General features: G+C 46.0%; 14 protein-coding genes. 9 read left to right on the top strand and 5 right to left on the bottom strand.

All coding sequences use genetic code 11. From position 1 onward, the window contains the following. The first annotated feature begins 26 nt into the window (after positions 1–26). The 4 genes from ACN6KS_RS25305 to ACN6KS_RS25290 all read left to right on the top strand — a co-directional run bounded on the left by ACN6KS_RS25305 (position 27) and on the right by ACN6KS_RS25290 (position 4,368). Positions 27–803: an SDR family NAD(P)-dependent oxidoreductase gene (locus ACN6KS_RS25305; RefSeq protein ID WP_076300333.1), complete on the top strand. Its 777-nt coding sequence runs from the start codon at positions 27–29 to the stop codon at positions 801–803. A gap of 97 nt (positions 804–900) precedes the next feature. Then, on the top strand, positions 901–2,403 hold the full coding sequence (locus tag ACN6KS_RS25300) for a DEAD/DEAH box helicase (protein WP_440960753.1): 1,503 nt from the start codon (positions 901–903) through the stop codon (positions 2,401–2,403). Further along, positions 2,400–3,146 (top strand): ABC transporter ATP-binding protein, encoded by a 747-nt coding sequence (locus ACN6KS_RS25295; protein ID WP_094871670.1) that lies wholly within the window; start codon positions 2,400–2,402, stop codon positions 3,144–3,146. The genes ACN6KS_RS25300 and ACN6KS_RS25295 overlap by 4 nt, the downstream gene beginning before the upstream one ends. A gap of 1 nt (position 3,147) precedes the next feature. Continuing rightward, positions 3,148–4,368 (top strand): ABC transporter permease, encoded by a 1,221-nt coding sequence (locus tag ACN6KS_RS25290; RefSeq protein WP_094876877.1) that lies wholly within the window; start codon positions 3,148–3,150, stop codon positions 4,366–4,368. A gap of 141 nt (positions 4,369–4,509) precedes the next feature. On the opposite strand, the gene ACN6KS_RS25285 is transcribed toward ACN6KS_RS25290, so the two are convergent. The 3 genes from ACN6KS_RS25285 to ACN6KS_RS25275 form a co-directional block, all read right to left on the bottom strand. Then, positions 4,510–4,632 carry a YjcZ family sporulation protein gene (locus ACN6KS_RS25285; protein ID WP_218641867.1) on the bottom strand — a complete coding sequence of 41 codons (123 nt, stop codon included), beginning with the start codon at positions 4,630–4,632 and terminating at the stop codon, positions 4,510–4,512. 149 nt (positions 4,633–4,781) lie between these two features. Then, complete coding sequence (locus ACN6KS_RS25280) at positions 4,782–6,083, bottom strand: aminotransferase class I/II-fold pyridoxal phosphate-dependent enzyme (protein ID WP_094871713.1); 1,302 nt, start codon at positions 6,081–6,083, stop codon at positions 4,782–4,784. Positions 6,084–6,262: 179 nt separating this feature from the next. After that, complete coding sequence (locus tag ACN6KS_RS25275) at positions 6,263–6,880, bottom strand: pyridoxamine 5'-phosphate oxidase family protein (RefSeq protein WP_094871674.1); 618 nt, start codon at positions 6,878–6,880, stop codon at positions 6,263–6,265. 143 nt (positions 6,881–7,023) lie between these two features. Here ACN6KS_RS25275 and pdxR point away from each other — a divergent pair, with 143 nt between their 5' ends. The 5 genes from pdxR (at position 7,024) to ACN6KS_RS25250 (ending at position 19,470) form a co-directional block, all read left to right on the top strand. Beyond that, positions 7,024–8,529, top strand: coding sequence for a MocR-like pyridoxine biosynthesis transcription factor PdxR (pdxR, locus tag ACN6KS_RS25270; protein WP_094871675.1), 1,506 nt, complete (start codon positions 7,024–7,026; stop codon positions 8,527–8,529). Between the two features lie 214 nt (positions 8,530–8,743). Next, positions 8,744–9,529: a helix-turn-helix domain-containing protein gene (locus ACN6KS_RS25265; RefSeq protein ID WP_094871677.1), complete on the top strand. Its 786-nt coding sequence runs from the start codon at positions 8,744–8,746 to the stop codon at positions 9,527–9,529. A 550-nt stretch (positions 9,530–10,079) separates the two neighbouring features. After that, positions 10,080–10,823: a 2,3-diphosphoglycerate-dependent phosphoglycerate mutase gene (gene gpmA, locus ACN6KS_RS25260; protein WP_094876879.1), complete on the top strand. Its 744-nt coding sequence runs from the start codon at positions 10,080–10,082 to the stop codon at positions 10,821–10,823. A 216-nt stretch (positions 10,824–11,039) separates the two neighbouring features. Then, positions 11,040–12,032 carry an ABC transporter substrate-binding protein gene (locus ACN6KS_RS25255; RefSeq protein WP_440960752.1) on the top strand — a complete coding sequence of 331 codons (993 nt, stop codon included), beginning with the start codon at positions 11,040–11,042 and terminating at the stop codon, positions 12,030–12,032. A 574-nt stretch (positions 12,033–12,606) separates the two neighbouring features. Beyond that, positions 12,607–19,470 (top strand): glycoside hydrolase family 3 N-terminal domain-containing protein, encoded by a 6,864-nt coding sequence (locus ACN6KS_RS25250; RefSeq protein ID WP_440960751.1) that lies wholly within the window; start codon positions 12,607–12,609, stop codon positions 19,468–19,470. A 73-nt stretch (positions 19,471–19,543) separates the two neighbouring features. Here ACN6KS_RS25250 and asd read toward each other — a convergent pair whose 3' ends face one another. Beyond that, a complete protein-coding gene (asd, locus tag ACN6KS_RS25245) occupies positions 19,544–20,335 on the bottom strand; it encodes an archaetidylserine decarboxylase (protein WP_094871683.1) in 792 nt (263 codons plus the stop codon). 86 nt (positions 20,336–20,421) lie between these two features. Beyond that, on the bottom strand, positions 20,422–21,516 hold the full coding sequence (locus ACN6KS_RS25240; protein ID WP_094876882.1) for a YheC/YheD family endospore coat-associated protein: 1,095 nt from the start codon (positions 21,514–21,516) through the stop codon (positions 20,422–20,424). Between the last annotated feature and the right edge of the window lie 94 nt (positions 21,517–21,610).

The raw sequence follows: 21,610 nt of genomic DNA, 5'->3' as shown, positions 1-21,610 counted from the left end.
AAGAGTTAGGAGCTGAAATACCTTTTATGGTACTTAAAGATAAGGTTGTTGTGATTACAGGAGCATCCAGCGGTATTGGTGCATTAACCGCACAAATGCTTAGTAAGCAAGGTGCGATTCCGATCCTTTTGGCACGTTCTGAAGCGAAGTTGAAAGAAACGGCGGCCGGTATTCCGGGCGTTTTTGGACTGTATACATGCGATGTAACAGATGCCGATGGTGTACAAGAGACCTTTGCTCAAATTTTGGCGACTTACGGCAGAATTGATATTTTGCTAAATAATGCAGGGTACGGTAAATTCGCCGCTTTTACAGAGATGGAGCCTCATGAGTTTGATGATATGATGGATGTTAACTATATGGGGATTGTTCGTTGTACAAAGGCTGTTGTTCCACATATGTTAGAGCGGGGAAGTGGCCAGATCGTAAATGTGGCTTCTATGGCAGGGAAGATCGGTACAGCCAAATCGGTAGCCTATACAGCCACCAAGCATGCTGTTCTCGGATTCACGAATGCACTCCGTCAGGAGCTGCGGAAGAGCGGCATTATCGTTTCGGCTGTCAACCCGGGCCCCATTGCCACTGATTTCTTCAAAACGGCTGACCCTTCCGGCAATTATGAAAAGAGTGTAGCTCGGATGATGATGACACCAGAACATGTCTCTTCCAAGATCGTAAAGGTCATGGAAACTGGCAAAGAAGAGATTGATCTACCGGGTTTAGCAGGGTTTGGTATTCGGCTTTACGGTCTGTTTCCTCGTCTGGCGGACAAGCTTACTTATAATGCGATGAACAGAAAATAGAGCCTGCCGTCAGCATTATTGGCCTTCCATTTGGTGGAGAGGCCTTTTTGGCATATAATGAAGATATTATCTCAAGCGAAAAGGATGAATTACACTTATGAATAAAGCTTCTTTTGCGGCTATCGGCATTCAGGAAGACCTAGTTGCCCGATTGTCGGAATTCGGTATTAACGCCCCATCCCCGGTACAAGAGCAGACGATTCCACTTCTGCTGGAGGGAAGAGATGTTATTGCTGCTTCCCAGACTGGAACGGGTAAGACCTTGGCCTATCTGTTGCCTCTGCTTCAAACGATCAACCCGGAGCAGAAGGTGGTCCAAAAGCTGGTGCTCGCCCCTACACAGGAGCTGGCGATGCAAATCTTACGTGAGGCGGAACGTTATGGCGAACACCGTGGGATTCGAGTAATGGGTCTTATTGGCGGAGCAGCCATCAAACGGCAGATTGACAAACTGCGTGAGCATCCACAGCTTGTTGTGGGAACCCCTGGCCGGATTCGCGAATTGATTGGTCTTCGCAAGTTAAAGATGCATGAAGTCAGCACGATTGTTCTAGATGAAGCGGACCAAATGTTCCAGCTAAGCGGGGCCGGAGAGGTAACGAAAATTGTTAGCAGCGCACTGCGTTCACGCCAGCTCGTTATGCTGTCTGCAACCATTGGGCCGGAGACGAAAGCCTTGGCAAATCGTGAAATGAAGAACCCGGCAGAGGTTGGAATTGCTCCAGGTGTAATGACGGCAGAGAGTTTAGAGCATCATTATGTTGTCACTGAAGAACGCAATAAAATAGACATGCTACGCCGGGTCATCCGTCATTACAATCCAGATAAAGCGATTGTGTTCGTGAATGCTACAGATGATATTGCAGAGGTAGAGGCTAAGCTGAACCATCTTGGACTAACCGCGGCGGCACTTTACGGTGATGCTGATAAAGTAACGCGCAGTAATGTATTGTCACGTTTCCGTGAGGGAAAATTCCGTGTGCTTGTTGCCAGTGATGTAGCTGCCAGAGGACTGGATATTGAGAATTTGTCACTGGTAGTTAGCTTCGATCCTGCCTTTGATTCCGAGCATTATGTACACCGTGCGGGTCGTACGGGCCGGATGGGAAAACGCGGATTATCCGTAACGATTGTGACAGAGCAGCAGACCTTTATTATGCGTAAATTTGCGCGTGAACTGGATATTTCCCTTGAAGAGCGGGAAATGGTCGGTGGCAAGGTGCTAGCAGCAGATGAAGCGCGCAATGCTTTGAATAGTGGACGGGGACGAAATGAGAACAGCGGACAACGCCGCGATGCTTCTTCTCCGCATATCAGTAAGCCACAGGCGCGAACATCTGGGAATGCAGGAACCCAGCCGTCTACAACCAGCACAGAGCGGCAACCTGTTAAAAGACTGGCTACGATCCAGACAAGTGAGGCAAGCGTAGAACCACAGCGCGATTCTCAGCGCAGTGTGAATCCTTCTACAGGCGCGCGTGGAGGTGCGTCTCCTGCACGAAGCAAACGCAGCAGCAATGCGGAACGTGAGAAGAACCGTAAGAATAAAGGAGCACCAAAGTGGTTGAAAGACAAAACTCCGAGAGGTGACGGTCAATGAATAATTCTCCCGTATTGCAAATTACGGGCCTCAGTGGTGGTTACAGCCTGAATAAGCCGGTGCTGCATGATATTGCACTTCAGGTGCAGCCTGGCGAGATGGTTGGTTTAATTGGTTTAAATGGAGCAGGAAAAAGTACGACCATGAAGCATATTCTAGGATTGATGTCGCCCCATAAGGGCGATATCACAGTAAAGGGTAAGACCCGTGCAGAAGATCCCATCGGATATCACAATGCTTTAACATTTGTGCCTGAATCGCCTCTTTTATATGATGAATTGACGGTACGTGAGCATGTTGAATTTACAGCAAGAGCGTACGGGATTGAACAAAGTGATTACGAAACCCGCACCTCACATCTAGCCAAGCTGTTCCATATGGAAGATAAGATGGACACGTTGTCGACCCATCTATCTAAAGGCATGAAGCAGAAGGTCATGATCATGTGTGCTTTCGTTGCGCGGCCGGCGTTATATGTAATCGATGAGCCTTTTTTAGGGCTAGATCCTTTAGGTATTCGCTCGTTGCTTGATTTCATGATGGACCTGAAAAAATCAGGATCCTCTATTCTGCTCAGCTCTCATATTCTTTCTACCATTGAGAATTATTGCGACCGCTTTATTGTGCTGCATAAAGGTAAGGTGATTGCTCAGGGAACGCTGGAAGAAATTGCGGCAACCACTGGACTACAGGGGCTGACTTTGGAGCAGCTGTTCTATGAGCTGGTTCAGGGAGGGAAATAATATGGATTTGAAAGAGCTGCGGCGCACGCGGCGAGGTCGATTCATGGGAAGCATGCTTCCTTATGTAGGATATATCATTCAAAGCGGCGTAGCTATGGTCTTCCTCTTTGTGTTAATTGTCTTCTCAGCTTGGTATACATCGCTGTTACAGAATGTGCCTGAAGGCATTCCCATTCGTTGGATTATGCTTGCAATACTGTTGCCTGCGGCAGTGCATAGCAGCTTCCGTACTTATTTGCAGACCCCAGATACGATCTTTCTACTGCCTCAAGGTCATCGGATGAAGGAATATTTTGCACCTTCGTGGGTTAGTGGGAACGTATGGAAGATTGTTCGATTGTTATTTGTGCTCATTACTCTTTGGCCGTTGTACATACGTACAGATGACAATCCTAAGCGACTTTTATTTACCATATTGATTTTGATAGCTGTGAAGTTAATTGCGAGTTACGGTTTATGGAAAGAGATAGCTATGCTGTCGCGTCCGATGGCAGGTCTATTTACTTTCTTACGCTGGGCAGTCGGCGGATTAATCATTGCCGCTTGGTTGTGGCAGCCAGTCGGCTCAAGTCTAATCTTTATCGTGTTATTAGCAGCAGCCTATCTTGTCGCACTGTCTGTCCCTGCACGTCACGCTGTACCATGGGAAAGACTAATCGCCATGGAAAAGAATCAAGGTGGACGCGCGCTGATGGTTCTGGGCTGGTTCGTGGATGTACCGGGTCGTGAGCAACGGGTATATGCTCGTCGTTATCTTTCCAAATGGGGCGCAAAGCTCCCTTGGCGTAAGGATACAGCTTACCGCTATCTGCTGACCAAGAGCTTCGCCCGGGGAGACATCTTCGGAATCATTATGCGGATTTCGGTACTGGCTTTGCTGCTGAATGGGTTGAACCATGACAGTTACTTCGGCACCGCCATCTATTTGTTCTTCCTGTTCATTATTGGTGTACAGTTGTCGGCACTCCGCAAATTGCATAGTGAGTCTTTTTGGCTGACAGTGTATCCCTTTCCTGAAGGCAGTAAGGCGGATAACACAACACAATTTGTATTCCGCGCACATCTGGTAGTGGCACTGATTCTTGGTTTACCTTTCTTAGCCTCTATAGGCGACCGTCTACTACCAGTGATTGGTACATTTGTAGCAGGGATTCTGGTATCCTTTCTGTTTAAGGGATACTTGTCCCGCAAAGCGGCACGGATGGTTGACGAGGATTTGTAAGAGATGATTTCAAAATAAAAAAGGCTTTCTCAAAAGTAGAGGATTCTACGGATGAGGAAGCCTTTTTTTGTGTGGGGAATGAGGTGTAGCATTGGAAAAGGGAAAGAGCTCAAGGCTCTCTCCCGTAACTGTCATCTCTAGTTAGACAAAGAGTGAACGGCTGATGATAACCAGCAGGATAAAGAGAACCAGAATGGCGCCAGTACTTGTGAATCCGCCGCCTCCACAACAACCGTTAAATCCGCCTCTTACTTCTTCGCTCATGTTCATTCCCCTTTCGGTGTGTGTTGTACTTGAGTACATCGTATTGTATGTGCGGAGAGAGAAGCATGTATAGGCCAATGCCGGAGGAGTCCAGAAAAAAAATCAGCCCCGTAGAAACGGAGCTGATTGTAAGGAGTATGAAAGATTTGTTACGCTTTTTCCAGATCACGAACGCCTGCGTATACAAGATCAAACAGATCTTCGAGCTGAGCCTCTTCGATACAAGAGAAAGCAATCCGCAGATCTGTTTCACCGAGAGCGATAGTGCCCAGTCCATAATTATGAATCAGGTGAAGCCGAAGAGCTTCAGCCGAAACAGTATGCAGCTTCAGACACATGAAGTAGCCGGAGTTAAAAGGATAATACGTCCATACATCATCGCCGTATTTGCCGCTATCGAGCAGCGCTTTTACTTTATTCGCACGGCCCTTCATGATTTGGAACTTCTCTTCCTTCTGTTCTTCGAATTGTGGAGATTTCAGTGCATCCAGTACGAAGGTCTGTGATGGGTGTGCACCACTGGAAATAGTGGCGCGAATGATGCCTAATGTTTTTTGCTCCAATGCGGCCAGCAAATCCTTGTCTTCCGAGGCATAAGTGATGAAGCCAACACGGAAGCCCCAGACGAATTCTTCTTTAGTAGCACCGTCAATTTTGATTGGAAGCACACGTGGGTGCAGATGAGCAAGCTTACCGAATAATGATTCCTTTAGTGAGTCTTCAAAGAACAGTCCGAAGTAGGCATCATCACTTACGACAACCACGTTAATGCCTTCCTCAGCCGCACGAAGGATAGCTGCGACGATTTCATCGCCTTCCTTAATCCCCGGAGTATAACCTGTAGGATTGTTTGGGAAGTTCAAAAGCACAATGGCTTTGCCGCGTTCTTTTTGAGCCAGCAAGGCTTCTTCCAGACCCGCACTATTGAAAGTCATTTCTTCTGTGAACAGCGGATAGTTAACGGTTTCCCCATGGCGGCGGATTCCGAAGGTTAATTCATAGTTCTCCCAGTTCTTGTCTGGGTAGATAATAGCGTCACCTGGCTCAGCGAAGAGGTCAGCGACAATGCTAAGCCCATGAGTCAGGGCGTTGGTTACAACAGGATTGCTGATGGTTTTACCTTCTAGCGATGGATTTTCGCGCAGCATCTTTTCACGCCATACAGTACGCAGCTCTGGTTTACCTGCTGGAGGAGCGTAACTATACAGATCCTTAGGGCTGTAAGCGGATAGTTTATCCTGGATGACGCCGAGGTGCATAGGCACGCCACCTTCAGTAGCAATACCGATGGTTGCGTTATATTTCTTGGCGTGAGCTCCTGCTTCAGCGGATTGGCTCAGGATACCCTCTTTAGGAAAATAAATTTCTTTGCCAAGCGTAGAGAGCATATCGTACACATGTTCATTTCCTGCTTTGATACTTTCGTTTAATTGTCCAGCTAGTGGATTCATCAGTTTCATCCTTCCAGGGTTCTTTGGGGATAACATACTGTTAACATTGCCTAACATTATATCACCGCCACTTGCAACCGTCACTTGGAAAGATACGTTTTTTTAAAATTTAAGGAAGTTTAAGTTTTACACTATACGTAGTGCTTATTTTGTACGAGAAACTGGTTTATCCGTAACTATTATTCGGAGTGGTAGGGGCAGTATTTTTTCATCATTTCTATGGTTTCTTCATCCCGTGGATGATTTCTTTCAGATAGGCCGGAAATGACCCCGGAACGTCCTTCTTCTTTTAGATTCTGCCCAAACTTAAACTTTGCCGTGATCTCATCCGGGGTAATGCGCACTACCGCGACTCCCTTTAGACGGGGACGGTACCTAGGGTCTTCAGCATCAATAGGCTCATAACCACCCTCGGGCTGGAGTTTTTTCATAAACAAGGAGAGTACGATGGCTTTTTCGCTAATGTCATCTACAGGTTCGGCTATGCCGTAGGCGGTGACACTTTTAAAATATGCGGTGGCTGGGCAGGCCATCTCAGGATCACTAAAATAAGACGGAATCAGCGCATACTCATCTGCTACGGTAAAGCAGACCTTCTGCTGATTGCGGATCGCCTCCATTTTGCCGCCAGCATGACTGCCGTGGAAATAGAAACACCCATCTGTATATACAAAATTCAGCGGCGTCACCCGCGGTAGCCCTTGTTCATCGCTTGTCCCGAGAAAACCATAGCTCATTCCGTCTAGAAAAGAGGCCAATTCTTCCTCCTGATCTACTTGAAATTCTTTTCTGCGCATAGGGATCACTTCCTTTTTCTTATTAGTGTAGAGCGTTTGCTCCGATGTAGATGTTCTTTCAAGAATAGAAGAGTCATTGACAATTAAAAAGGACCAATTAAGATAGTTTTTAATGGACCACTTGCTGGCCAAGGAGGGAAACAATGAATATCACGCTGGCATACGATCAATATCTGGCAATACACCGCTACAAATATCTAGCGCTATATCATGCGCTCCGCGCTGCAATATTGGAGGGGATTCTCCAAGGTGGCACGCAGCTGCCGTCTACACGAAGTTTGGCTATGCACTATGACATGTCGCGCGGTTCAGTCTCGCAGGTGTACGAAATGCTGCTTGCTGATGGTTATGTAAGGACGGTGACAGGGCGGGGGACATTCGTATCAGAAGATAGCTTCTCTTCAGCTTCTGGAGATATTAAGCGTGAAAATGCAGCTTGGGGTGAAGTGGCAGATGTTGCTGGGGGAGGCCTTGCATCAGAGAGAATGATCCCACTCTCGGCATGGGGAAGGCGACTACTTGCGCGTCCGACACCTTTGTATGAGCAGCGTAGCAACAATGTTATAAGCTTTCTTAGCAGTGGTATGAGGATGGAGCATTTTCCTTACTCCGAATGGCGTAGTGCGCTGTCCTATGCCGGAGGGAAGGAAGGCGGATTGCTTCAAAGTACTTGTCCACCTCAAGGAGATGAAGGACTTCGGAAAGCTATTGCTGCACATCTGCGGATTACCCGCGGAATTCGTGCGGATGCAGAGCATATCGTATTGTTTAGCGGTTCGATGCAAGGCATCGTTATTTTGACACAGTTACTGCTGGATGCAGGAGGCGCAGCGGTTGTCGAGGACCCAGGCTTTCATGGGATTCGCCGAGCGGTAGAGATTAACGGGGGACGATTGCTGTCAGGAAAGCTGGATGACAGCGGTCTTATCCCGGAGGATTGGGATGCGCGTCTGTTGTTTGTTACAACGAGTCGTCAATTTCCTACAGGTGTGGTGCTGCCTTTGGAACGGAGGCGAATCTTGCTGGAATGGGCGCAGCGGCATGATGCGGTGATCATTGAAGATGATTATGACAGTGAGTTTCGGTGGTCAGGACGTCCAATTGAGCCTTTAAAAGCGCTAGATCGCGGAGAACAGGTCGTGTATATTGGCTCCTTCTCAAACACGATGTTCTCTGGCCTTCGGCTTGGCTTCGCAGTGCTCCCACCCTCGCTGGTGAAGCCGACGATCGCCGCCAAGGCGTTATATGAGCCCTTGCCAGTAGGACTGCTGGAACAGCGTGCGTTGACGCGGTTCATGAATACCGGCGGCTATAGTCGTCATCTGCGCCGGATGACCCGCATTTACGGCGAACGTGGCCGTATTCTTAGGACTCTGCTGTCGGAACAGTTGAATGAGCTGTTTGAACTGTTGCCTGGCGATGCGGGGCTACAAGTATATGCGCGGTGGCTGCGCAGTAGAGAAGAGTTCGTGGCATTCCGGGCGGCGGCGCACAGGCGCGGCACAGATTTCAGAGATGCGGCGTTATATCAAGTTTCGGCTGGGGAGCCAGCCGCATGTTTTGCTTTTGCCCATCTGAATGCTGTGGAGCTGGAGGAAGGAATAAAGCGGCTCCTTTTGTCGTGGCAAGATGTACAAAATGCAACATGACAAGGTATGATGGTGAGGATGGACAGCAAAACGAAGTGAATGCTTATGATGCAAGTTTTGCGAAGTAACTCAGAGTAGATTATGCTAACGATGTAAGTTTTGACAATTAACTCAAGCAGTTTATGCTAACAAAACGAAACGAATGCTTACGAAGCAAGTTTTGCGAAGAAACTCAAAGTAGTTTATGCTAACAAAACTTTTGGGAGGGAACGTTATGCTGCACGCATCGCCGTCCTCTTTTGTTATATTACCTGCCTTGGCGAAGATTGTGTGCGAACCAAGCTGGAAATGGCAAAAAAGAGAGAAGTCGCTGCAAAATTATGATTTATTCTATGTATGGAGCGGGGAAGGGACGGTTATACGTAACGGGGAACCCTTCCAAGTGGGCAAGGGAAGCTGCTTCCTGTTCCGTCCGGGTGACCATACTAGCGCTACTCATAATCCGCAAAGACCGCTTGTCCTTACATATATTCATTTTGATGTCACCGGAGAGGTGACGGAAATTCCTCTGCCCTATCGCGTACTCGCAGAAACCGTTGAATTTGAGCATCTGCTTGCTCGTTACGTCAGGCTGTTCCTAGTGGATACGTACGCAGCTGAGGAAGAAGGGCAGCTTGTTCTAAAGCAACTAATGATTCATCTGCTTAGGGAGGACCGAGTGAAGCCTGTGGAACGTTATGCTAGCAACCATTTAACAGAGATTATTCATGAAATAGCGAACTATGTGAGCCAACATCCCGGGATTTCGCATCGCGTAGAGGATCTTGCTGCACGTGCAGGGCTGTCGCCGCGGTATTTCTCAATTAAGTTCAAGGAGCTTACTGGCTCTTCCGTTCAATCTTATGTCATTCGAGCCCGGATTGAGCGTGCTCAGCATTTGTTGCTTTACGCAGGAATGAATGTTACTGAAGTAGCAGATGCGCTTGGATACCGTGACATATTCTTTTTCAGCCGCCAGTTCAAGCAGTATACCGGAAAAAGTCCATCTGAGATCCGCTGATTTGCATTCGTTGTTTCAGTTATTTCATCCAAGGGTAAATACTTTGCAGTTTAGTTTACAGAGAATTTACATACTTCTTGGAAGGGGAGACGCATGGGATGATGATCAGACGCCGAATCTGCAACACCGATTGTAAAAGTGGAGGCGCAGGGCTTTTTAGAAACCGTTTAAGAAGATTAAAGCAATCGAGTGCTTTTGCCATAGACAGCTGGTTCTAAACTGAGTAAATAGGTATATAATCGCTGGACATGACCAAAGACTTTAAATAACCGGGGCCAACAGGCTTCCGGTTTTTTTGAAATATAAGAGATCAACGCTTACCGTCCTTATAAGGATGCCGCTAGGCATTTATGCTTGGCAAACTGAAGGATTTATCGTTCCTCTTGTTGTATTTGATACAATAGAATAAATCTCCTGTGAGGGTAATTTTGCATTCTGTTGCATATCTTACATTCAATTGGCGAAAAAACGCCCATACTAGAGATTATCAGGCTGATCTATTGCATGAAGTAACAGAGTTCCAGAGCATACAGGTGGGAGGAGAGATAAAATGTACGAAATCGTACTAATACGTCATGGTGAAAGCCAGTACAATGTGCAAAATTTGTTTACGGGTTGGAGTGATCCGGATTTAACCGAAAAGGGTATTCTAGAGGCTAAGGCTGCTGGCAAGCTTTTGAAGGATGAAGGGTATACGTTTGATCTAGCTTTTGCATCGGTACTTAAACGATCGATCAAAACACTCAACTATGTTCTCGATGAAATGGATCTGCTGTGGATTCCTGTGCAAAAGTCCTGGAAGCTGAATGAACGGCATTATGGTGCACTTCAGGGACTTAGTAAAAGTGAAACGGCGATAAAATACGGTGAAGAACAATTGCATCTCTGGCGACGGAGTTTATCGGTTCGGCCTCCACTGCTGGAGCTTAATGATCCTCGGTATGCCAGAAACGACATTCGTTATAGCAGTATTCGTCCGGAGGATATTCCGCGAGGCGAGAGTCTGGAAGATACTGTTCATCGTGTGGGTGATTTCTGGAGAAATCGCATCGTCCCCCTTGTGCGTAAAAAGGAACGGGTGCTCATTTCAGCCCATGGCAATACACTGAGAGCGTTGATCAAATTTATGGAGGATATTGATGAGGCAGCACTGCTGGAGCTCAATATTCCTACAGGGGTACCACTCGTGTACAAACTGGATGAGGACATTAATCCAATCAGCCGCTTTTATTTAGGAGATCCAGAACAGGTTGCCGCCAAGGCGCTTGATGTTGCTAAGCAAGGACATGTGTAATAGCGTAACAGGTGTAAAGAGCAGATAATGGCTTGAAAAGAGGAAGGACAGCCGTGGGGCTGTCCTTTTGTTTGTAGTGTGTAGTAGGCATCCAAAAGGTAAATGCAGTAGATGTTAACGTATTCTCCATTGCCAAGGATAGAATAATACTATATAGTTGTATTGATAATGATTATCAGTATCATTATATAATATGTCGATTGGAGTGAATTTATTTTGTTTAAATCTCCAAAAACTTACCTATTGCTTGTGTTTACTTTGGTTATAACGTTACTGCTATCAGCTTGCGGACAAGCAGTTGAGCACACCACCTCAGTAGAAGGGACAGAAAGTGCTGCATCTTCATCAAACAGCAATGACTCATCCAGCGAAGTGGACATGGTTACATATCAGGCAAGTAACGGAGATATTCAAGTACCCAGGAATCCGAAGCGGATTGTCGATTTAACCTCCTTCGACACTGGATACTTCTTGGCGTTAGGTATCAAACCTGTTGGTGTTATGAATGGTGTCTTAAACAGTCCCTACTTTGAAGGAATGCTGGAAGGCGTTCAAGGCCTTGGGGATGAACCGTCTCTTGAACACATTTTAGAGCTGAATCCTGATCTTATTGTTGTATTCTCCGGAATGGAAGGACTCGAAAAGCTGGCCGAAATAGCGCCAGTAGTAGCCATTCAATACGGAGCAAAAACTATCAGAGATCAAATGCTTGATTTCGGTACATTAACGGGGAAAGAAGTCGAAGCTAAAGCTTGGGTGGAACAATGGAACAAAAAAATCAGTGAATTGAAGCCTAAGGTGGTGGCAGCTGTAGGTGATAGAACCGTTTCTATTCTAAATCCGTATTCCGGTGGACTATTCGTATTCGGTCACAGCTACGGGCGCGGTGGAGAAATTATTTATAATGAATTTGGCCTGAAAGCACCTCCTGAAGCGCAGAAAGAAGCTATAGACAGCGGCACTGGTTGGGCAACAATCTCCCTTGAGAAGCTGCCTCAATTTGCTGGAGATATTGTATTCACATGCCCATGGGCTGGCGATACGAGCGATCCGAAAATCGTCTATGACAACCCCTTATGGAAGCATCTCCCTGCCGTAAAAGCAGGCAACGTATTCCAACTGGACCCAACCGCTGATACATATAGTGATCCCGTTACGCTTGAAGCGCAGTTAAATTACATTACTGAGAGTCTTTTATCTGAAAAATAATTCTAATTCAACGAAAGTCCACGAACTTGCTTTTGGTTTTTATAGCAGGAAGAATCGGCATTGAGCGATGCTGATTCTCCCTGCTATTTTTAATTTAGTTCTGTGATATATGAGTATATTCAATAAATCTATGAGGATTTTCTATGTTAGGATGATATTTCTGATGATAGTATTCAATGTAAGTTTAAAAAGTAAAGGAGGAATTAATGAACATTTTCGCACGTTTTAATTTGTAAGTATGAGTTAGGAGAATTATGCAAAAAATCTAAACCGGTTTAGATTTAATCAGTAACACACTTGATGCTTGAATAAGCCTTACTCCACAGCGGCTAGCGCTCTAGAGAATAACTCCTTCCTGAAAGTAAATTCATCCTATCGGTTTATGAAGTGAACGTTTATGCATTAGAAATTTAATTGAAATCTCGCTCTTTACGATGACCCATAATCCTAAGCTATACCTTAATCGAAAGGAATGGTGATAAGTATGAGGAAATATTGTAATCGCTTACTTAAAATATTATTCTGCTGCATTCTGATAACCTCAATCATAACGCCTAGTACCAGTTCTCCCGTTATGGCCAAGGTTCTCCCGGGTTTAGCGGATGTGTCCAGAGAAGTGGCCGCTGAAGGAATTGTGCTGCTGCAAAATCCGGCGTATAAACTAGCAGGATCACAAGTAAATGAGAATGAACAAGTGCTCCCTATCAAGAAGAGTGAAAATGTATCGGTATTTGGCCGCATACAAGCGCATTATTACAAGTCTGGCACAGGATCTGGCGGTGCGGTAAGGGTAGATTATGTGAATGGGATTCTGGAAGGTCTCCGGAACAATCCCAGTCTCAAGTTAAATGAAGATCTGGCGAAGGTATATGCTGACTGGATCAAAAAGAATCCTTTCAACAATGGCGGTGGTGGCTGGGCAGCAGAGCCGTGGTCCCAGGCGGAAATGCCCTTGACCGACGAAATAGTGGATGCAGCAAAAGCAAAAACGGATACAGCTGTGGTCATCATCGGTAGAACAGCCGGTGAAGATAAGGATAATACGGACGTCAAGGGTGCCTATAAACTGACAGACCTTGAAGTAGACATGCTTAACCGGGTCTATGCCAAATTCGACCGAGTGGCCATCGTATTGAACGTAGCTAACGTTATCGATATGTCATGGGCTAAAAACTATCCCAAAGCTGCTATTTTGTACACATGGCAAGGGGGGATGGAAGGCGGTAGCGCAGTAGCCGACGTACTGACCGGAGACGTTACGCCAAGCGGTAAATTGAGCGATACGATTGCAGCTACACTTGCTGACTACCCTTCTACTGCACATTTTGGCAGCAAAACTGAGAATTCTTATAGTGAGGATATTTATGTAGGCTACCGCTATTTTGAGACCTTTGCTCCGGATAAGGTGCTCTATCCATTTGGGTACGGACTGTCCTATACCAATTTCAAGATCACGACTGATAATGTCAACGCTGGTGAGAATGAGGTTGCAGTGACTGTAACTGTTCAGAATACAGGTAAGGTGGAAGGCAAAGAAGTTGTACAGATTTATTACGGTGCACCACAGGGTAAACTTGGCAAGCCGGCCAAGGAGCTTGCTGCTTTTGCTAAGACCCGGCTGTTACAGCCAGGGGAATCACAGTCGATCACCATCACGTATGACACCAAAGATATGGCCTCCTATGATGATAGTGGAATTACAGGTCATGATTCATCTTATGTTCTAGAAGCTGGTGACTATAATATTTACGTAGGTAACAGTGTAAGTGACAGCGAAAAGCAAGGAGTATACAGCCTTAATGCTTTGAAGGTTGTAGAAACCTTGCAGGAAGCGCTCGCGCCAACTAAGGAATTTGATCGTATCAAACCAGGTCAACCGAATGAAAATGGTACTTTTACCACTGTCACTGAAAAGGTACCGACACGGACTACCGACTTGGATGAGAGAATCAAGCAAAATCTCCCTGCGTCCATTCCACAAACGGGAGACAAGGGTTATACCTTATTGGATGTATACAATCAGAAAGTGACTATGGATCAGTTCATTGCACAATTGTCCAACAACGATCTGGGGGCCATTATTTTAGGGGAAGGGATGTCCAGCCCCAAAGTTACTGCCGGTACCGCTGCGGCTTTTGGTGGTGTTACTAAAAATCTGCTGAAATTAGGGCTCCCTATCGATAGTGCTGCGGACGGCCCTTCAGGAATCCGGATGGAGACCAATGCAGAGAAGGCAACCAGTATCCCGAACGGGACGATGCTTGCCTGTACGTGGAACACCGAGCTGAATGAAAGATTATTTGATCTTCTTGGCAAAGAAATGCTGATTAACAATATCGATACGCTGCTAGGACCGGGAATCAATATCCACAGAAGTCCCCTGAACGGGAGAAACTTCGAGTATTTTTCGGAGGATCCGTTACTGACAGGCATCATGGCTGCTGCACAGACAAGAGGTCTTCAGAAGAACGGTACGGCGCCTACTATTAAGCATTTCGCTGCGAACAATCAGGAAACGGATAGACATCTTGTGAATGCACTTGTCTCTGAAAGAGCGCTTCGCGAGATTTATTTGAAAGGTTATGAAATGGCAGTGAAGAGTGGAAAGGCGCGTTCAGTGATGACGTCCTATGGTCCGGTAAACGGAACATGGGCTTCCAGTAACTATGATCTGAATACCACGATCCTCCGCGGAGAGTGGGGCTTTGACGGAATTGTCATGACAGACTGGTGGGCGAAGATGAGTGAGGATCAGGGCTTCTATGCCACTACCAATCGTTATGATGAAACCAACGGCAAAGCCATGGTCCGTGCCCAAAATGACCTTTACATGGTCATTCCGAACGATTATGCAGAAACGCATAAGAATCGGAATAACAGTACCTTTAATACAATGACATCGCTTGCTAACGGCAGTCTGACCCTGGGAGAATTGCAGCGTTCTGCCAAGAATATCACGAGCTTTTTGATGCAATCTCCAGCCTTTGCAAGAACGGCAAAGATTGATTACGTGGTCAATTATACGCCGGGAAGAGATTGGTTCCGGGTGAATACGGACAAATCAGGAGATCCACAGCTCTCTGATATTACGGTTGGCGGCAAAAAGATCAAAATATTTAATCCATTGAAACTCGACTATAAAGCCTTTGGTGAGCCGACTGAAACTAGCAGCTACCCGGAAGTCAAAGCTACGGCGATAGCTGGTGTAGACGTAAGTATACGACAAGCCGATAAAGATAGACCGGCTGCTGTAATTACTGCTTCGGCCGGAGGAGAGAAACGGATCTACAAGGTTATCTTCACGTCGGAGGAAGGCCTGGAACCGATTTTTGAGAATCCGACCTATGCTTATTTAAAGAATATCTCTATTGATGGTAAGCCGCTTGAGGGCTTTTCACAGACTAGGTTCAGTTATGATGTAGGTCTCAGTAATGGGGCTACTTTACCTGAAGTTACATTCGAAATGAATGATGGTGTAAAAGCAACGGCCAACGTAGACCTCATCAATAAAAGAGTGACGATCAAATGTATCAGCTCCGATCAGGCCAACTCCTATGTGATACAGTTTGGTACGACCCCACAAAGCGATGAGTTCGACACTGAGAATTTAAGCAACTTCTGGATGATTAATAAAGAGACGGCTACCAATACAGAAAATAACAAAAATTGGTCTTTGAGCACTGTTCCCGGATATTTGAGAATCATCGCTGAAAGAGGCGACTTCTGGAGTGATCATGCAGATTTGAAGAACTATTTCCAGCAGGAGGCCTTTGGAAACTGGGAAGCAACAGTGAAAATTAATATGAGCAAAGCGCCAAATCAAAATTATAACGGTGTCGGCATCACAGCTTCACAGGATAACAATAACTATATCTGGGTGAAGTATGAATACAGTAGCGGAAAGATCATCGGTATGACCAAAGAGACCGGAGGTACGGAGCCTGTTACGATTGGGCAACTGTCTGCCGCTCAGCTCACGAGTATTTTTGGTGAAAAGAAAGAGTTGTATTTACGCCTGAAAAAAATAGGCAACAGCTATTCCGGTTATGTCAGTGCTGATGGCAAAGAGTATATTTCACTTGGCAGTACAACTGCCAACTATGCCAATCCGAAGTTCGGGTTACTTGCGTCCAACGGAAGTCAGAATCTCACAGATCCATTTATTGCCGATTTTGATTATGTCAGAATCAACAGTGATGTAGCTTTGGCAGTCAAGAAGATTGGGAAAAATACTAAATTGAAGGTAGCTGAGACGGAATTTGCCTCCATTACTCCGATAATCACGCCAGTAAGCAGTAATGATGTAGACGGCGGATTATGCTACACCAATACAAGCAAGGGTGAAGCCATCTCCTATAAGGTAAATGTGGAGAAAGAAGGCATGTACAAAATCACATCACGAATTCGCTCTAGCCAATCGGATGTCGCCCAAATGTCCTTTGGTATCTATGATGGCGACAAGCTACTGGGGACCTTCGACCTTACCACAACTAAAGGGGTATGGAAAACCTTCAGAATTCCTGATGTTCAGCTGTCGGCAGGCGAGCATACCCTTAGAATTGTATTTGAGAGTGCTGGCATTGACCTGAACTGGTTAACCTTCCAGTTGAAGCAGGACAATGTTGACACTTCAGCGTTAGGTGCGGAAATTGAGGCTGCTCAAAACATCGATATGAATGCATATACTGCTTATAAAAAGCTCAAATTTAACGCTGTATTGGAAGAGGTTAAGGCAGTACTTGCCGAGCCGGTCAATGACGAGGTTGTAGCAGAAGCCATAGCTTCCTTGAAAGCGGCTATAACAGATTTGAGCATATCATCTATGCCAATCCATATTGCTCCGATAGAAACGCTGAAAGTAGAGAACGGTATTAGAATCTATCCTTATAATGCACCATGGATTTATGCAACGAATATCCAGTTCAGATTCGAAAGTGGTACGGACGCCATGAGTTATGTCAATTCTAATGACCTTGTTTATTTCGGTCAGGTTGACTTGACTAATCTTGTGGAAGTAAGAGTGCAGTATGCCCGTGAAGGCGGATCGTCTCCATCTTTTAAATTCTATACAGAGGCTGACAATACGGGTAAACCAGTTAAAAGAGCTACTACACAAGGAAGAGCATACGCTGATGCCTACAGCGGCGGAGGTTCTTTTGAACTTGGTAATGAATTTGCAAGCATTAGTTTTGCTCAGAAAGCAGGCGCTGCTTGGGGAAATTATGGAATAGCAAGCACCAAACAAACGCCTGGAAATTCTTACATTGATCATTATTTGACAGCGGAGACCTTCCTAGACAGAACTAAAGTGACTGGAAAACAAAATGTGTATATGATTTTTAACGGACTAAACGCGAATTTACAATATGTTGAACTCATTTATGCTGATCCGATTGAAGTCACCTTCGATCAGAATTATCTGGACTCACCGGCTCCTGCCAAAGTAACCGCATTTAAAGGTGAAGCATTAAGCACCTTACCTCGGGTACCGGAACGTGAAGGCTACATTTTTACTGGCTGGTTTGATAATAAAGAAGGGACCGGTAATGCATTAACCGTAGAAACGGTAATGAACATAAGCGCGGTGTATTATGCCAAATGGACAGAAGATACCCATGCTAAAGAAATTATATCGATTGCTCAGCCGCAACTGCTGAGTGTGCTGTTCGGAACTGCTGCAGGAGAATTAAATCTACCAGCTACAGTGGAAGCTACATTGGGCAACAAAAGGGTAATTCACTTGCCTGTACAATGGGATAGTAAAGATTTCAACGGTGGAAAAGCGGGGAGTTATACGCTGGCAGGTAGCTTTGAGCTTCCTGAGGGTGTGTTGAATAGTACCCATCAAACTGTTTCTATTACAGTGGTTGTACTGCCAGAAGGCACTAAACCTATCCAGATTACTAAAGTTGAGAAGCTGGAGGGCAAAAATGTTGAATTTGGCACCGCTTTTGATAAGTTGGAATTGCCGTCTTCAGTTACAGTAACGCTTGATACGTATGAGCAGGAGGAACTTGTTGTTAAATGGAGCCCTGCTGGTTATAACGGCAATGTGGAAGGATCATACGTACTGAACGGTACTATGATATTAGAAGAAGGAATGATCAACCCTAATGATCTGAAAGCTTCCATCACCATTCAGGTAATGCCGGAAGTGATTCGTGTCGCTGAGATTGTCACAGTGCAGGATTTGGAAAGTAAGAGCGTTCCATTCGGCACTCCATTTAATGGATTGAAGCTGCCATCATCGGTCATAGCTACCTTGAACAACGGTGAGACAAAGGCGATATCCATCGATTGGAATAGTGAAGGTTATAATGGCGATAAGCAAGGAGCTTATATCCTGAAAGGAGCGCTAGTACCTGTGGAAGGTATCAGCAATCCAAAGAACCTGAAGGTATCGATTACGATCGAAGTACTGCCGGAGGTCATTACGATACCGGAAATCACGGCAGTGCAAGCACTAGCAAGTAAAAGTGTTGCTTATGGTACCAGCTTTGACGTGCTGGAGCTTCCAGCTTCAGTATCAGTAACCCTGAATACCGGGATGACTAAGGTCGTTTCTGTTCAGTGGCACAAGGAAGGCTATAACGGTAATACGGAAGGAATGTACACCATCAAGGGGGATCTGATCTTGCCGGAGGGTATAACTAATCCACTTGGCCTGAAGGTACAGTTCTCTGTGATCGTTAAGCCTTACAGCGGTGGAGGTGATGGTCAACCAAGTACACCAACACCGGCTACCCCAGCGGTACCTTCAGTACCATCGATTCCTGGAGAAGTCGTAAAACCTGGAGAACAGCCTCAGCCTCCAACAACAGATGGAAAAACGAAGACACCGGAGCTAATCAGACAAGAGCTTAAGAATAAGTTTAAAGATGCTACTCTAATTCCTAGCTGGGCAGAATCTGCGATTGCAGCGCTGGTGGAGAGAAATATTATCAGCGGACGAACAGACGGAAGCTTTGATCCAAGTGGGAAGGTAAACCGTGCAGAGTTTGTTGCCATGGTAGTAAAAAGCTTCAACTTCAGCATGGGCGAGAATCAAAAGCAGTTTACTGACGTTCTGAAAGATGCTTGGTATAAAAACTATGTTGAGATTGGGACTTCTAATCAACTGATCAATGGTATCGGTAATGGCATGTTTGCTCCTAACAGCAGCATTAGCCGTCAGGACCTGTGTGTAATTCTATTCAATGCACTGAAGAAACTGAATGTTGAATTGCCGCAAGTGACTAACCATGACTTCCCAGATGATGCTTCTATTGCGGGTTATGCTAAAGAAGCGGTGTATGCCTTCAAAGATCTTGCTATTGTAAATGGAGGCAGCAGTGGAGAAATGGATCCGACAGCTTCGGCCACAAGAGCTGAAGCAGCTGTGATCATTAACAATGTACTGGATTACTATGCTAGCGTAACAAGCTCTAAAGTGAAATAAACAAAACAAGGGTATCCCGGCGCCGATTTTCAATCGGTTAGGGATACCCTTATTTTGTTATATCGCAGCTTTACTAAAGCGGCCGATGCAGCGTCCCCAGCAATTCCCCCATCTTTACCTTCGTGTTGACCTCAAGCTTGGGTCTTGGGGTAAAAGTACCGCTCTCCATAAGCAGTACTACAGTGGAGCCGAACTCGAAATAGGCTAGATCATCGCCGATTTGCCACTCGGTAGCGTTAGCATCCGTATACCCGATGCTGCTGACGTTCATCGCGCCTACCTTTACTACTGCGGTTTCTCCGTAGTCTCCGGCGATATACGTAATAAGACGTTCATTGCGATTCAGTACGCCCTTCATATGTCGCATGCCGAAATCGTTGACAGGATAGGCTCGTCCACGAATATGATCACTCTCAACCTTATGTCCAGTAAGGGGAGAGTGAATCCGGTGATAATCCGTAGGACTTAGATAAAGGACGAAGAAAAAACCTCTCTTGTATAGCTCCAGATGCGGAGAATGATTAAGTAGATCCTCGATCTTATAATCCTGCCCTTTTACATTCATAATCGTACCAGAGGAAATGTCACCCATAGCAGTAATCATTGCATCTACGGGACTCACTAAAGCGTCAGCATCGGTTGCAATAGGCCGCATGCCAGGCTTCAGCCGGCGGCTGAAAAACTCATTAAGAGTGTGATATTCTCCAGGATTCTTCTCCGCTTGAGCGGAGGGGATTTGATAAGTCTTAATAAATACCGGGATTAGAAAACGGCTGAGTCTACTATGAGAAAAAGACCCCATTAACCGTGAAAGCCATCGGTGCGAGGATAGCTCGGTCATTAGCCGCAGCAATTGTTTTACCATGCCCATCTCCCTTCCATAATACAGCAGTACGGTCGTATGTGGCCGCCATCTGCTCTGCATTATATTGACATAGAATAGGAGACAAATCAATAACTGTTATATATGAGGCTGTTCTTTTCTAGTAAAAAACGTGCGTATCCCATAGGTCTTCGGTAACTCTCCTTCCAAATCTCCGTAAGGCCGGCTTTATGAAATCCATAGCGTTGATCGCGGCCATTGCACTCTATGAAGAAGATGCGACCATCCTTAGTAATGCCAATATCCAGTCCGATATCGGCCAGACCTGGAAGGTCTTGTTCGAGACAACGGGCTATAACAAGGCTAAGTGTTTCGACAGCCATACGGATATGGGCCGCTATTGCTCTAGAGAAGGCTTTTTCCAGCGCAAAGGAAGAGCTTAGCGCTTCTCCTCCACGGGCTATATTAGAGACAAACCCCCCAGGGGGTGCAAGTTTAGCAAAGAGACCCGTGACCTGCCAATCGCCTCCCCAGCCACGTTGAACGGTGACACGTAAATCAAAGGGACGTCCTCCAATCTCAGCAAGGGGAATACGCTCCTGCACGAGATAAGGGACAGAGGCAAGGCGTGCTCGGAGCATTTTTGGCAGTGCCCCCTGATATACGGGAGTGCTTATCCAGCGACGCATTGAGGGTGATAGATAATTTAAGCTCCAGCGCTGAGACCCTTTACGAACCAGTCGCATGACACCATTCCCAATGCTTCCACGGCAAGGTTTAAGAATAAGATCGGGGTAACGATTCATCATTTGTTTGAGTCCAGATCCTCCAGTTGTTGCTGGTAAAACCTCGCGCAGCTCTTCATGCTGCTCAAGCAGTTCATGGATCTCATCCTTGCCGTATCGATTGCAAGTATTGTACACCAAAGGATGGTGCCGCAGCAGACGTTGCATTCCTGGGCTATTCTGACTGTATATGGCCCGGTTATGGATGACAGTGGGCGTAGGGACTACTACGCTTTTATATCCATGAGATCCCTTTATATAGGCGGCACTGAAGCCTGAGTCTGTATCGATGTCCGCGAGCTTCAGGAAGCAGGGGACCAAGCCGTATGCAGCGGCCGCCTCTTCATAGTTGGATAGAGACTCCTGTCCTGTTTTTAGCCGGGGAACGCCCCGGTGCATATCGGCATTTAGTAGTATTCCAACGAGCTTATGCCCCATGTTTGTTCCTCCTGTTTCTTCGGTCACGTGATTCCCGCTTTTACTACTCTTGTCATTGTATGTTTGTACCCGCGTGTCAGGGTGGACGAATGCG

It is taken from the genome of Paenibacillus nitricinens, assembly GCF_052056485.1.
GTDB lineage: Bacteria > Bacillota > Bacilli > Paenibacillales > Paenibacillaceae > Paenibacillus_AQ > Paenibacillus_AQ nitricinens.
The sequence above is the reverse complement of the archived record's forward strand: the minus strand, read 5'-3'. Positions and strand labels throughout refer to the sequence as shown.